Origin of the sequence: Streptomyces sp. NPDC013187, assembly GCF_042899705.1 — a bacterium.
Lineage (GTDB): Bacteria > Actinomycetota > Actinomycetes > Streptomycetales > Streptomycetaceae > Streptomyces > Streptomyces hawaiiensis_A.
Map to the genome: position 1 here is coordinate 250,357 of NZ_JBIBAF010000013.1, position 12,448 is coordinate 262,804.

General features: G+C 72.6%; 11 protein-coding genes. 3 read left to right on the forward strand and 8 right to left on the reverse strand.

The window, feature by feature from the left end:
- Positions 1-198 precede the first annotated feature (198 nt).
- On the reverse strand, positions 199-1,149 hold the full coding sequence (locus ACFY5B_RS27650) for a 2-hydroxyacid dehydrogenase (protein WP_389973961.1): 951 nt from the start codon (positions 1,147-1,149) through the stop codon (positions 199-201).
- Positions 1,150-1,226: 77 nt separating this feature from the next.
- Here ACFY5B_RS27650 and ACFY5B_RS27655 point away from each other — a divergent pair, with 77 nt between their 5' ends.
- Together ACFY5B_RS27655 and ACFY5B_RS27660 are read left to right on the forward strand one after the other, a co-directional pair.
- Positions 1,227-2,225 carry an aldo/keto reductase gene (locus ACFY5B_RS27655; RefSeq protein ID WP_389973964.1) on the forward strand — a complete coding sequence of 333 codons (999 nt, stop codon included), beginning with the start codon at positions 1,227-1,229 and terminating at the stop codon, positions 2,223-2,225.
- 128 nt (positions 2,226-2,353) lie between these two features.
- Positions 2,354-3,526 carry a PQQ-dependent sugar dehydrogenase gene (locus tag ACFY5B_RS27660; RefSeq protein WP_389973966.1) on the forward strand — a complete coding sequence of 391 codons (1,173 nt, stop codon included), beginning with the start codon at positions 2,354-2,356 and terminating at the stop codon, positions 3,524-3,526.
- Positions 3,527-3,643: 117 nt separating this feature from the next.
- Here the strand turns inward: ACFY5B_RS27660 and ACFY5B_RS27665 are convergent, their stop codons facing one another.
- From ACFY5B_RS27665 to ACFY5B_RS27695, 7 genes are all read right to left on the reverse strand, one after another.
- On the reverse strand, positions 3,644-3,847 hold the full coding sequence (locus tag ACFY5B_RS27665; RefSeq protein ID WP_389973969.1) for a DUF6191 domain-containing protein: 204 nt from the start codon (positions 3,845-3,847) through the stop codon (positions 3,644-3,646).
- Positions 3,848-3,897: 50 nt separating this feature from the next.
- The gene (locus ACFY5B_RS27670) at positions 3,898-6,975 is read right to left on the reverse strand and encodes an AAA family ATPase (protein ID WP_389973972.1); all 3,078 of its coding nucleotides are present in this window, start codon (positions 6,973-6,975) and stop codon (positions 3,898-3,900) included.
- 200 nt (positions 6,976-7,175) lie between these two features.
- Positions 7,176-7,361 (reverse strand): hypothetical protein, encoded by a 186-nt coding sequence (locus ACFY5B_RS27675; RefSeq protein WP_389973975.1) that lies wholly within the window; start codon positions 7,359-7,361, stop codon positions 7,176-7,178.
- A 213-nt stretch (positions 7,362-7,574) separates the two neighbouring features.
- Positions 7,575-8,111: a hypothetical protein gene (locus ACFY5B_RS27680; RefSeq protein ID WP_389973978.1), complete on the reverse strand. Its 537-nt coding sequence runs from the start codon at positions 8,109-8,111 to the stop codon at positions 7,575-7,577.
- A 35-nt stretch (positions 8,112-8,146) separates the two neighbouring features.
- Positions 8,147-8,719, reverse strand: coding sequence for a GNAT family N-acetyltransferase (locus ACFY5B_RS27685; RefSeq protein WP_389973981.1), 573 nt, complete (start codon positions 8,717-8,719; stop codon positions 8,147-8,149).
- On the reverse strand, positions 8,697-10,943 hold the full coding sequence (locus ACFY5B_RS27690; RefSeq protein WP_389973984.1) for an MMPL family transporter: 2,247 nt from the start codon (positions 10,941-10,943) through the stop codon (positions 8,697-8,699). Before ACFY5B_RS27690 ends, ACFY5B_RS27685 begins: the two co-directional genes overlap by 23 nt.
- A 158-nt stretch (positions 10,944-11,101) precedes the next feature.
- A complete protein-coding gene (locus ACFY5B_RS27695) occupies positions 11,102-11,443 on the reverse strand; it encodes a hypothetical protein (RefSeq protein ID WP_389973987.1) in 342 nt (113 codons plus the stop codon).
- A 192-nt stretch (positions 11,444-11,635) separates the two neighbouring features.
- Between ACFY5B_RS27695 and ACFY5B_RS27700 the strand changes: the two genes are divergently transcribed.
- Positions 11,636-12,439 carry an SAM-dependent methyltransferase gene (locus tag ACFY5B_RS27700; protein WP_389973990.1) on the forward strand — a complete coding sequence of 268 codons (804 nt, stop codon included), beginning with the start codon at positions 11,636-11,638 and terminating at the stop codon, positions 12,437-12,439.
- The last annotated feature ends 9 nt before the right edge of the window (positions 12,440-12,448 follow it).

Sequence of the window (12,448 nt, forward strand, 5' to 3'; positions counted from 1 at the left end):
GGCCGTGCATCGCCCGTCGCCCCCCTCACAGTCTGAAGTGTCCGTCCCCGGCGCCGATCGGTCCCCGGCGCAGCCCCTGTCGGGACGATACACCAGTCTCGTCACTCAGGGACATAGGTTCTCTACGCTCCGTGACGATCAACAGATATATGAGTACCCACCGCACCCGAAGGATTGCGGACGGTACGCGAAGGTCTCTCAGTCGGTTGATGCACCCGTCGTGAGGATCACGTTGCGGAGCGGCTCCCGGTTCACATAGCGGTTCAACTGGTCCACCAGGAGCCGCTTGGCGCGCGGAAGGAACGCGGAGGTGGGTCCGCCGACATGGGGGCTGATGAGTACCCCCGGCGCACGCCACAGGGGGTGTTCGCGCGCCAGCGGCTCCGGGTCGGTGACGTCGAGGGCGGCGGTGATGCGGCCGGTCTCCAGCTCGGCGAGCAGGGCCTTGGTGTCGACCACGGGGCCGCGGGCGACGTTGACGAGGAGCGCGCCGTCCTTCATCCGTGACAGGAAGTCGGCGCCGGCCAGGCCGCGGGTGGCTTCGGTGAGCGGGGTGGAGAGGATCACGACGTCCGCTTCCGGCAGCAGCGCGGGAAGGTCGGTGAGCGGATGCACAGGACCGCGCGCCGTGGTGCGCTCGGAGCGCGCAACGCGCGCCACCCGCGCCACCTCGAACGGAACGAGCCGGTCCTCGATGGCCTCGCCGATCGAGCCGTATCCCACGATGAGGACGTTTCTGTCGGCGAGCGCGGGCCGGAACCCGCCGAGCCACTCCCCTCGGTCCTGCGCGCGGACGAAGTCGGGGATGCCGCGCAGCGAGGCCAGGATCAGCGCGAGGGTGAGCTCGCCGGTGCTGGCCTCGTGCACCCCCCGCGCATTGCACAGCCGCACACCCCCGGGCAGCTGCCCGAGCCCCGGCTCCACGTGGTCGATCCCGGCGGAGAGGGTCTGCACGACCCGGACGTTGCTCATCCGCCCCATGGGCCGCACGCACAGCGGGCTGGGCTTCATGTAGGGGACGACGTAGAAGGCGCAGTCGGCCGGGTCCGCGGGGAAGTCCTCCTCGCCGTTCCAGAAACGGTAGTCCGGGCCCTCGGGGAGTCCGTCGATCTCGTCCGGCGGGATGGGCAGCCACACGTCAGCAGTCATGCTCTGGAGGCTATGTCAGGAGCGTGTGACGGCAGAGGTTAGGTTGGGGTGGCTCGAACAGGGAGGGTCACGACCAGGTGGAGCGCAGGACGATCGGCGCGGCGGCGCTCGCGGTGGGGGCCGTCGGACTCGGGTGCATGCCGATGAGCTGGGCCTACAGTGCGTCGCGGCGGCGGGGCGACGAGTCGCTCAGGGCGGTGCACCGGGCGCTCGACCTGGGTGCGTCCCTGCTGGACACGGCCGACATGTACGGCCCCTTCACCAACGAGCTGCTGGTGGGGCGGGCGTTGAAGGAGCGGCGGTCCGACGCCTTCGTGTCGACGAAGGTCGGGCTGCTCGTGGGCGACCAGCACATCGTGGCCAACGGCCGCCCCGGGTATGTGAAGCGGGCCTGCGACGCGTCGCTGCGGCGGCTGCAGACGGACGTCATAGACCTCTACCAGCTGCACCGGGCCGACCCCGAGGTGCCGGTCGAGGAGACCTGGGGCGCGATGGCGGAGCTCGTCCAGGCCGGGAAGGTACGGGCGTTGGGCCTGTGCGCGGTGGGCGCGCGAGCCGGTCGCCGTGCCGGGGCCCGGCTGCACGACGGAACGATCCGGCAGCTGGAGCGGATGCAGCAGGTCTTCCCGGTGAGCGCGGTGGAGGCGGAGCTGTCGGTGTGGTCGCCGGAGGCGCTGGAGGCCCTGCTGCCGTGGTGCCGGACGCGGGGGGTCGGGTTCCTCGCCGCGATGCCGCTGGGCAACGGCTTCCTGACCGGCAGGCTGCGCCCCGGCGCGGGGTTCGAGGCGGACGACCCGCGCGCCCGGCACCCCCGCTTCACGGCCGAGATGATGGCCGCGAACCAGCCGTTCGTCGTGGGCCTGCGCCGCGTGGCCCGCCGGCACGGCACGGGCGTCACGCCCGCCCAGATCGCCCTCGCGTGGGTGCTCGCCCAAGGCCCGCACGTGGTCCCGGTCCCCGGCACGAAGCAGGAGCGCTGGGTCACGGAGAACACGGCGGCGGCGGACGTGCGCCTGACCCCGGACGATCTCAGGGAGATAGCCGCGCTGCCGCCGGCCCAGGGGTCCTGGGACTGAGGAGCCCCTTGGTGCCCCGGTGCGTTTCGGGCAAAGCGCGTGTTCCCGCTACGGCGTTGCGTGATCGGGAACCCTGGAGCCGCGAGCGGTGTATGACAGGGAGAAGGACCTGCCCCGTCGAAGGGACCATGATCGTGCAACGTCGAGCCGTCCCGGCCGTGCTGGCCGCCGCCGCGCTCCTGCTGACGGCCGGTTGCTCCTCCGACGAAGGAGGGCCGTCCGGCAAGAACGACAGCGCCTCACCGAGCCGTACGGCGCCGGGGTCGTCCGCACCGCCGCGGCAGGCCGCCGAGGAGACACCCCCCGCCCAGGGTTCCGTGAAAGTGGTGCGTACCGTCGCCGAGGGCCTGGACTCCCCCTGGGGCCTCGCTCCGCTGCCGGGGGGCGGCCTGCTCGTCGCCTCCCGGGACGAGGGGACCATCGTCCGGGTCGACGAGAAGACCGGCAAGAAGACCGAACTGGGCGAGGTGCCGGGGGTCTCGGCGGCCGGCGAGGGCGGCCTGCTCGGGATCGCCCTGTCTCCCGACTACGCCTCGGACCGCATGGTCTACGCGTACTTCACCTCGGCGTCCGACAACCGCGTCGTCCGCATGATCTACGACGGGCAGAAGCCCTCCGGCGAGCAGCTCGGCGCTCCCGACACGGTCTTCAAGGGCATCCCCAAGGGCTTCATCCACAACGGCGGGCGTATCGCGTTCGGCCCGGACAAGATGCTGTACGTGGGTACCGGCGAGAGCGGCGACACGGGCCTGTCCCAGGACAAGGACTCCGTGGGCGGCAAGATCCTGCGTCTGACCCCGGAGGGCGAACCGGCGCCGGGCAACCCGTTCCCGGACTCGCCGGTGTACTCCTACGGCCACCGCAATGTGCAGGGCCTGGCCTGGGACGGCGAGCAGCGGCTGTTCGCCTCGGAGTTCGGGCAGGACACCTGGGACGAGCTGAACGCGATCAAGCCGGGTGGCAACTACGGCTGGCCGGGGGCCGAGGGCCGGTCCGACGACAAGCGGTTCCACAACCCGGTCGACCAGTGGACCACTGCCGAGGCCTCCCCCAGCGGCATCGCCCACGCCGAGGGGTCGATCTGGATGGCGGGCCTGCGGGGCAAGCGGCTGTGGCGCGTACCGCTGAACGGCACGGCGGCCTCGGCGGAGCCACAGGCGTTCCTGGAGGACGAGTACGGGCGGCTGCGCACGGTCGTCACGGCGGGCGGCGACAGGCTCTGGCTCGTCACCAGCAACACGGACGGCCGGGGCAGCCCGAAGGACGGCGACGACCGGATCCTGGAACTGCGGGTGAAGTAGCCCCGGGAACACGCGGGGGTCGCCCTGGCCCGCCGTGCCGGTCGGACGATTCCAGCAGCGCGGGCCTGGGCTCGCCGGAGATGACCCGGTAGCCGAGCGGCCCGCGCGAGCGATGGGCTACTCCCGCTCGCCTTCCTCGCCTTCCTCGCCGTCCTCGTGCTCCCGGGGCGGGCGTACGACGACCTTCCCGGACGCGAGATCTATCGGTCCGCGTCCGGGATCGCCGTCCCCGACGTCCTCCCGGGTCAGTTCCAGGCGTTTCTGCTCGTCGCGGGTGTGCTTGCGCCCGGGCGAGAACAGTTCCTCGAACACGTTGAACAACGGTGCCTCCCTGGGCCGCGGGACCCGCGACGTCCCTGACAGCGTATGCCTCAGCCCGCGGGACCGGGCATGACCATGTCGGCCGGGAACAGCCCCAGCCGGTGCGCCACCGCCGCCGCCTCGCCGCGCCCGGAGACGCCGAGCTTCCCCAGGATGTTCGAGACGTGCACACTCGCGGTCTTGGGTGAGATGAACAGCTCCTCCGCTATGCGGCGGTTGGTGTGACCCGCGGTGACCAGGCGCAGGACGTCCCGTTCTCGGGTGGTGAGGCCGAGGGCGTCGGCGGGGTCGGCGGGGCCGGGGTCCGTGGCGGGCGTGAGCGGGAGGCGGGCGCGCCGGGCGAGCGCGGTGGCGGCGTCCTCGAGCGGCCGTGCGCCGAGGTGACGGGCTACGGTGTGGGTGAGCCGCAGCAGTTCCGTGGCACGGCCGCGCTCGTCCTCGCCGGCGCCCGTCAGCAGGGACTCGGCCAGGCGGTACCGGACGCGGGCGAGGTCGTAGGGCCGTCCCAGGGGTTCGAAGGCGGTGACCACGTCCGACCAGGTGGCCGTGGTGCTCCGGCCCTCGGCGCGATGGAGTTCGGCGCGGACCCACCGCTCGTGGGCGAGCCAGACGGGGGCGTGGGTGGTGAGGCGCTTGACGGCGGAGAAGACGGCGTCCAGGACCTGCTCGCGGCCCTCGCGGGCGGCGGGCAGCGCCCGGGCGTCGGCCTCGGCGGTGGCCGCCTGGAGCAGCAGCGGCCAGGCGTAGCGCTGGGTGCCGAGCGGGAAGCCGGAGGCGAGGGTGCGGGCCAGTTCGGCGCGGGCGTCGGCCAGGCGGCCCTCTGCGGCGGCGACGGCGACGGCGAGGCAGGAGATCGGCAGGTCGTGCTGCGGCATGGGGTCGTGCGGGCCGTAGGATGCGCGGGCCTCGGCGAGGTGGCGGGCGGCCTCGGACACCTGACCGCGGGCCAGGGCGAGGAACGCCTGGCTGTTGGCGCCCGCCCCGTACGGCCCGGCCGTCTGCCCCACCCGCTGGGCGCTGACGGCCGCCTCGGCGGCCTCGTCCCAGCGGCCGAGGGAGATGAGCGACTCGGCGAGGTTGCCCCACACCCAGCCCTCGGACTCCGTCAGGCCCATCCTGGAGGTGAGCCGCAGGCCCTCGCGCAGGATGGTCACGGCCTCCTCGGAGCGTCCGATGCCCTCCAGTGTGGAGGGCAGGTTCACATGACTGCGGCCGACGACGACGACCAGACTCCGGGCGACCACCTCGTCCCGGACCTCGTACATGTGGGCCAGCCCGGCTTCGATCTGTCCGGCCTCGACCATGAGCCCGCCGAGGGTGAGCCGCGCGTTGGACTCGATCTCGTCGGCGCCCACCATGCGCGCGTACTCGACGGCCCGCTCGGCGGCCGTCAGGGTCTCCGGGCCGGGCTCACGGAGCATCGACCAGTGGGCGGCCGTGGCCAGTACCTCGGCGTGCACCTCGGACGGCGGCAGGCCGCGGACCAGCTCCTGCGCGGTGGCGATCTCCTGCCAGCCGTCGCCCCGGGCGAGCCGCTGGACCAGCCGGGAACGCTGGATCCAGAACCAGGCGGCGCGCTGGGGGTCCCCCCTGCTGGAACGCAGTTGGGAGCTTGCGGACGGATCGTCCTCGTCCTCCAGCAGGCGCAGTGCCCGCTTGGTGATCTTCAGGGCGCGTTCGCGTTCCCCGCAGAGCCGTCCCGCCACGGCCGCCTCGGCCAGCAGGTCCAGGTGGCGCAGCGCGGTGGTGGCGGGGTCGCAGCCGCAGGGGGGATAGACCTCGGTGTAGTCGACGGGGCGCAGGGCGCCGCGTACGGCCTCGGGAGCGGAGTCCCACAGTTCCATCGCCCTCTCCAGGAGCCGGAGCTGCTCGGAGTAGGCGTGGCGGCGGCGGGCCTCGACGGAGGCTTCGAGGACGGCGGGCAGGGCCTTGGCGGCGTCGTGGGCGTGGTACCAGTAGCTGGCCAGGCGGGTCGCCCGCTGGTCGGCGGGGACGAGGGACGGGTCGGTCTCCAGGGCTTCGGCGTAGCGGCGGTTGAGGCGGGAGCGTTCGCCGGGGAGCAGGTCGTCGCTGACGGCCTCGCGGACCAGGGAGTGGCGGAAGCGGTAGCCGTCGCCGCCGGGTGCGGGGGCGAGGATGCTCGCGTTCACGGCGGCCCGCAGTGCCTCGATGAGGTCGTCCTCGGCGAGCCGGGCGACGGCGGCCAGCAGCCGGTACTCGACGGTGGAGCCGCCCTCGGCGACGATCCGGGCGACCTGCTGGGCGAACTCCGGCAGCCCCTCGACACGGACGAGGAGCAGGTCGCGCAGGGAGTCGGTCAGGCCTGTGCGGCAGCCCTCGTGGTCGGCGACGGCGAGTTCCTCGACGAAGAAGGCGTTGCCGTCGGAGCGCTGGAAGATCGCGTCGACTCGGTCCGGCTCGGGTTCGTGGGCGAGGATGCCGGCGACCTGGCGGCCCACCTCGTCGCGGTTGAAGCGAGCGAGTTCGAGGCGGCGGATCGTGCGGAGCCGGTCGAGTTCGGCGAGCAGCGGCCTGAGCGGGTGGCGGCGGTGGATGTCGTCGGAGCGGTAGCTGGCGAGGACGACGAGGCGGCCGGTGCGCAGGGTACGGACGAGGTAGGAGAGCAGATGCCGGGTGGAGGCGTCGGCCCAGTGCAGGTCCTCCAGGGCGAGGACGACGGTGTGCTCGGCGGCGACGCGCTCCAGCAGGCGGGCGGTGAGCTCGAAGAGGCGGGCCATGCCGTCCTCGTCGTGCCGCCCGGCCCGCGACTCGCCCAGCTCGGGCAGCAGCCGGGCCAGCTCCTCCTCCTGGCCGGCGGAAGCGGCGGCCAGCTCACGGGGCAGTTCGCGGCGCAGGGCGCGCAGCGCGGTGGAGAAAGGGGCGAAGGGCAGCCCGTCGGCGCCGATCTCCACGCACCCGCCGAGTGCGACCACCGCCCCTCGGCGGCGGGCGGCGGCGGCGAACTCCTCGACGAGGCGGGTCTTGCCGACCCCGGCCTCCCCGCCGAGGAGCAGCGCCTGCGGCTCGCCCTCGCAGGCGCGCGCGAGGGCGTCGTACAGCGTGCCCAGTTCCTCGGCACGGCCGACGAAGACGGGGCTGACGGACTGGGTCTCCACAGGCCCGAGCATCGCATGCGGGTCCGACGGCGTGGGACCCGTTTTCCGTCGAACGGGCGGAGCAGCGGCCGCCGTTCCTCTGCGAACGACGGCCGCTGCTCCCCGGACGGCCACGGCGTCGGCCGTCCCGGGGAGGCGACCGCACGCCCCGGACCGGTCCGGTCGGTCACCTCCCCGGACGGCCACGGCGGCGGCCGGTCCCGCCGTGGTGTTCACGCCGTCCGGGCGGCCCGGAGCCGGCGGAAGCGGCGGCTATGGCTCTCGTGCTCGGCGGAGTCTCCGCCTCCTTCGTGACGGGTCGCGCGGCGGGCCCGGGCGGCCTCGCGGACCAGACGGGCGTGGTCGGCCCGGCGGATGAGGTCGGAGGTGCGCATCTGCTGGAGCTCGTACTCGTACATGGTGTGTCCTTCGAGGAGAGGCCGGTCGCGGAGGGTTTTCCGCGATGACCTCACTCTCGTCTCCCAGGCGGGGCCGCCACATCGGGAGAGTTCCGCATCTTCGGCGGGCGCACGGTGCCTTAGACGCGGCTGAGGGGCCTCAGGGGCTCCGTAAGGTGCTCACGGAACCGCCTAAGACCCCTCAAGACCTGCGGGCTCTCGGCTCTCGGGCGCTCAGCTCGCGGACGGCAGTCCGAGCAGGACGCCGGTGTACTTGAGGACGGCCAGGAACAGGCCGATGACGCCGAGCGCGACTCCCGCCCAGGCGACGGACTTGATCCAGGGGGCCTGGACCCTGCCCGGCGTGCCGAAGGCGGGCCGGGCCAGCGTCACGACGCCGACGACCAGCGCGATCAGCGCGAACAGGCCGCCCCACAGGGCGGTGGTCTGCCAGGCGTCGCCGTAGACCGCCTGGATCTGCTGGGCCACGCCCGCGTTCTGCGCGGTCTCCAGCTGGCCGACGAGGTTCTGGCGCGCGGAGGCGACGGTGCCGATCCAGCTGCCGGTGAGCGAGACGACGCCCAGCGCGGCGGAGACCACGGCGGCGGCGCCCTGGCCGACGCCGGAGGGGCTCTCCTCCTTGGCCGGCGCGTCGTCGGCCGCGGCCGGGACCTCGGTCTGGGGCACCTCGTCGGACGTGGTGGTGTCCACCGCCTTCTCATCGGTCGTGGCCTTGGTGGCCTCGGTCTCGTCCACTGCGTTCGTTGCCATGTCTCGCACCGTAGGGTCGCTGTCTGAGAAGTCTCTTAATGATCGTTGTGAGCCGCACGCGCGCGTGCGGCGCGCCACTCGGGCGCCAGCACGGACCAGACTTCGAGATCGTGCCGTACGCCACCATAGGGGTGGGCCTCGCGTCGGACACCGTCGCGGGTCATCCCGAGGCGGCGCGCCACGTTCAGGCTGGGCTGATTGAGTGACGCGGCGACCCACTCGACGCGGTGGATGCCGCGCTGTTCGACGGCCCAGTCGATGAGGACCCGCATCGCGCGGGTGACCAGGCCCCGGCCCGTCGCGGCCGGCTCCAGCCAGCAGCCGACCTCGCAGTTGCCGGTCGCCGCGTCGAAGTTGAGGAACAGCACCCCGCCCACCAGCGTGCCCTCCAGCCACAGGCCGTGCAAGGAGCCGGTGTCGGCGGCGCGCATGTCGGCGTAGCGCTGGAGCTTCGCGCGGGCCGAGGGCAGGTCCGTCTCGGTCGTCCCGAACGGGATGTACCGCCCGATGAACTCCCGTCCCCGCTCCAGGTGCGTCAGGAACTCCCCGGCGTGCCAGGGTTCGAGGGGCCTCAGCTCGGCGTCGTCACCCAGGGATATCGCGTACATCCCGCTGCCGCTCCTCCTCCGCCAGGACGTCCGCCACCTCGGCGTCCGTCGCGGCGGCCAGCCTCTCATGGGCGGCACGGCTCTCGGGCGGCTCGATGCTGATGCGCGGCATGCGCTTGTCCAGCCAGCGGGGCAGCCACCAGTTGGCCCCGCCGAGCAGGTGCATCAGGGCCGGGACGAGGAGCGTGCGCAGCACGAAGGCGTCCAGGGCGACGGCGGCGGCCAGGGCGATGCCGAACATGGCGATCACCCGGTCGCCGCTGAGCACGAAGGCGAGGAAGACGGAGATCATGATGACGGCCGCCGAGTTGATCACCCGGCTGGTCTCGGCGAGCCCGACGCGCACCGCCCGCCGGTTGTCACCGGTCTCCAGCCACTCCTCGTACATCCGGCTGACCAGGAAGACCTGGTAGTCCATGGAGAGGCCGAAGAGCACCGACACCATGATCACGGGCAGGAAGGGTTCGATCGGCCCCGCGCTGCCGAGACCGAGCAGTTCGCTGCCCCAGCCCCACTGGAAGATCGCGACCACCACCCCGAAGGCGGAGGCCACGGCGGCGACGTTCATCGCGGCGGCCTTCAGCGGGATGCCGATCGACCGGAAGGCGAGCAGGAGCAGCAGGCACCCCAGGCCGATGACGACCCCGACGAAGACGGGCAGTTTGGAGACGATGACGTCGGCGAAGTCGTCGTAGCCGGCCGTCATGCCGCCCACCTGGATGTCGAGCGCGGTGCCCGACTCGGCACGCGGCAGCACCTCCCCGCGCAGCCGGTCGACGAGGTCGCTGGTCTGCTTCGACTGCGGGGAGGACTCCGGTACGACGGTGAGGTAGGCGGTCCGGCCGCCGGAGTCGAACGTCACCGGGGTCACCGAGGCGACGCCGTCGGTGGCGCGGAGGGTGCCGTCGAGGTTGTCCAATGCGAGCTTGTCGTCGGCGCCGTCGACCTTCGTGACGAGGGTGAGCGGGCCGTTGACTCCGGGGCCGAAGCCCTCGGCGAGCAGGTCGTAGGCCTGGCGGGTGGTCGCCGTCTTCGGGCCGTTGCCCTGGTCGGAGGTGCCCAGGTGCAGGGAGAGGGTGGGCAGCGCGAGGACGGCCATGACGACCAGGGCGACCGCGCCGAGCATCTTGGGATGGCGTTCCACGAAGGCCGACCAGCGGGCCGCGAAGCCGGTGGGCACCTCGGGTTCGGGGCCGTGTTCGGCGAGGCGGCGGCGTTCACGGCGGCTGAGCGCGCGCATGCCTATGAAGGAGAGCAGGGCGGGCAGCAGGGTCACGGAGGCGGCGACGGTGAGGAGCACGGTGAGGCTGGCCGCGACGGCGACGCCGTTGAGGAAGCTCAGTCGGAGGATCAGCATGCCCAGCAGAGCGATGCAAACGGTGGCACCCGCGAAGACGACCGCCCGTCCCGTGGTCGCGACGGCGTTCGTGGCGGCCTCGGTGACGGACAGTCCGCGTTTGAGCCCGCGCCGGTGCCGGGTGACGATGAACAGCGCGTAGTCGATGCCGACGCCCAGCCCGACGAGCATGCCCAGCATGGGGGCGAAGTCGGCGACGGTCATGGCGTGCCCGAGCAGCACGATCCCGGCGTAGGCGGTGCCGACGCCGACCAGCGCGGTGGCGATGGGCAGCAGGGACGCGGCGAGCGAGCCGAAGGCGAGGAACAGCACCACCGCGGCGACGATCACGCCGACGATCTCGGCCATGTGCCCGCCGGAGGACTCGGTGAGCGCGACGGCGCTGCCGCCCAGCTCCACCTGGAGCCCGTCGGTCTCGGCGCTCTTCGCGGTGTCGACGAGGGCCTGTGCCTCGCCCTTGGCTATGTCCTCGGCCTGGTCGTCGAAGGTGACCGAGGCGTACGCCGTGCGGCCGTCCTCGCTGATGCGGCCCGTGCCGGGTCCGTCGTAGGGGCTGGTGACCGAGGCCACGCCGGGGAGGTCCTCGATCCGGTCCAGGGTGCGGGTCATCGTCTGCTCGACGTCGGCGGCGCGGACGCTGCCGGAGGTGGTGTGCCAGACGACGGTGTCGCTGTCACCGCCGAGCCGCGGGAAGCCCTCGTGCAGCAGCTCGGTGGCGCGGCCCGACTCGGTACCGGGGACCTGGTAGTCGTTCGAGTACGTGGTGCCGGCGACGGCGGCGCCCGCGGCGACCCCCGCGAACGCGAGGAGCCACAGCAGGACGCTGACCAGACGGCGCTGGACGCACCAGCGTGCGAGGGCTGCCACGAAACGTGCTCCCGGAGTTGCCTTGTGTGGATCTTTGACCGGGAACAGTCGTAGATGAACTGAACGGCCAGCAAAGAACGCATGAGCAATGCGCTGCCACTCTTACAAACGGACGAGATCATTTGTCTGTTTCGTGGGCTTATTCACAACGGCCGGGCTCAGTCGAACTGATCCCCCAGCGCCATCACCATCACGCCCGCGATCAGCAGCCACAGGGCACGCCGGGTGCGGCCGCGGGAGCCCAGCACGGTGGCGGCGGCGCACAGGGCGGCCCCGCCGGCGTAGGCGGCCGGGACGAGTGCCGGAGCGGAGCGGGTGAGGCGGAGCAGCGCCGCGGCGAGACCGGCCAGGGTCAGTGCGGCGCCGGTGCCCGTCGCCGTCCAGCGGGCCCGGCGCGCGTCTTCCTCGGTCCCGGCCGGGTCGTCGCTCCCGTCCTGCCCGGCGGCCGCCTCCGAGTCCGCGCTCTCGGGATCGGTGTCGGAATCAGGACGTCCACTCATGGCCGAGACGGTAGCGCGCCGCGCGGGGAAAACCGGATGCGGGGCCGCCGGGCCGCCTGTTAGCGTCCGTCGGTCCGAGGAAACACCCGCGGCCTCTCGCCGCCCGGCCGAAGCAGGTGCGTTGTTTGACGGTCCGACCGAGCTCCTCCGCATCCCCGTTCTTCCTCAAGGACTCAAGGAGCCCGTTCACCGATGTCGGACATCACTTCCCGGACCTCGAACGACCCCCTCGCTGACCGTGTGAGCCACCCCGGCTACCCCCGCAGCAACGGCTACGACGCCCGCTGGACCATCGACAACCAGATGGGCCCGCACGCGCTGTGGCTGCTGGAGTGGCTGGCCCCCGCCCTGGGGCTCGACACCCTGAGCCCCGGCTCCCGCGTGCTCGACCTGGGCTGCGGCCGCGCCATGACGTCGATCTTCCTCGCCAGGGAGTACGGCGCCCAAATCGTGGCCGCCGACCTGTGGATCAAGCCCGACGAGAACGCCGGGCGCATCGCAGAGGCGGGCGTCGCCGACCGCGTCCTGCCCGTGTCCGCCGAGGCGCACGACCTGCCGTTCGGCGAGAGCAGCTTCGACGCGATCGTGAGCATCGACGCGTACCAGTACTTCGGCACCGACGACCTGTACCTGCCCGAGCTGACGCGGCTGCTGAAGCCCGGCGGGCGGATCGGCGTCGTCGTACCGGCGCTGCGCGAGGAGATCGACGGCGTGGAGCCGCCGGAGCACCTCAAGCCGTACTGGGAGCCCGGCTTCTGGTGCTTTCACACGGCGGCCTGGTGGCGGCGCCACTGGACCCGCAGCGGGGCGGTGGAGGTCGAGACCGCGGACTGGCTGGAGGACGGCTGGCGCGACTGGCTGCGCTGGTGCGAGGTCGTGGCCGAGGAGCACACGGACGAGTGGCACATCCGGATGGCCGGCCAGTGCGCCGAGATGCTGCGCCTCGACCGGGGCGAGACGCTGGGCTTCGTCCGGGTCGTCGGCCGCCGCCTCTGAATGAATGAC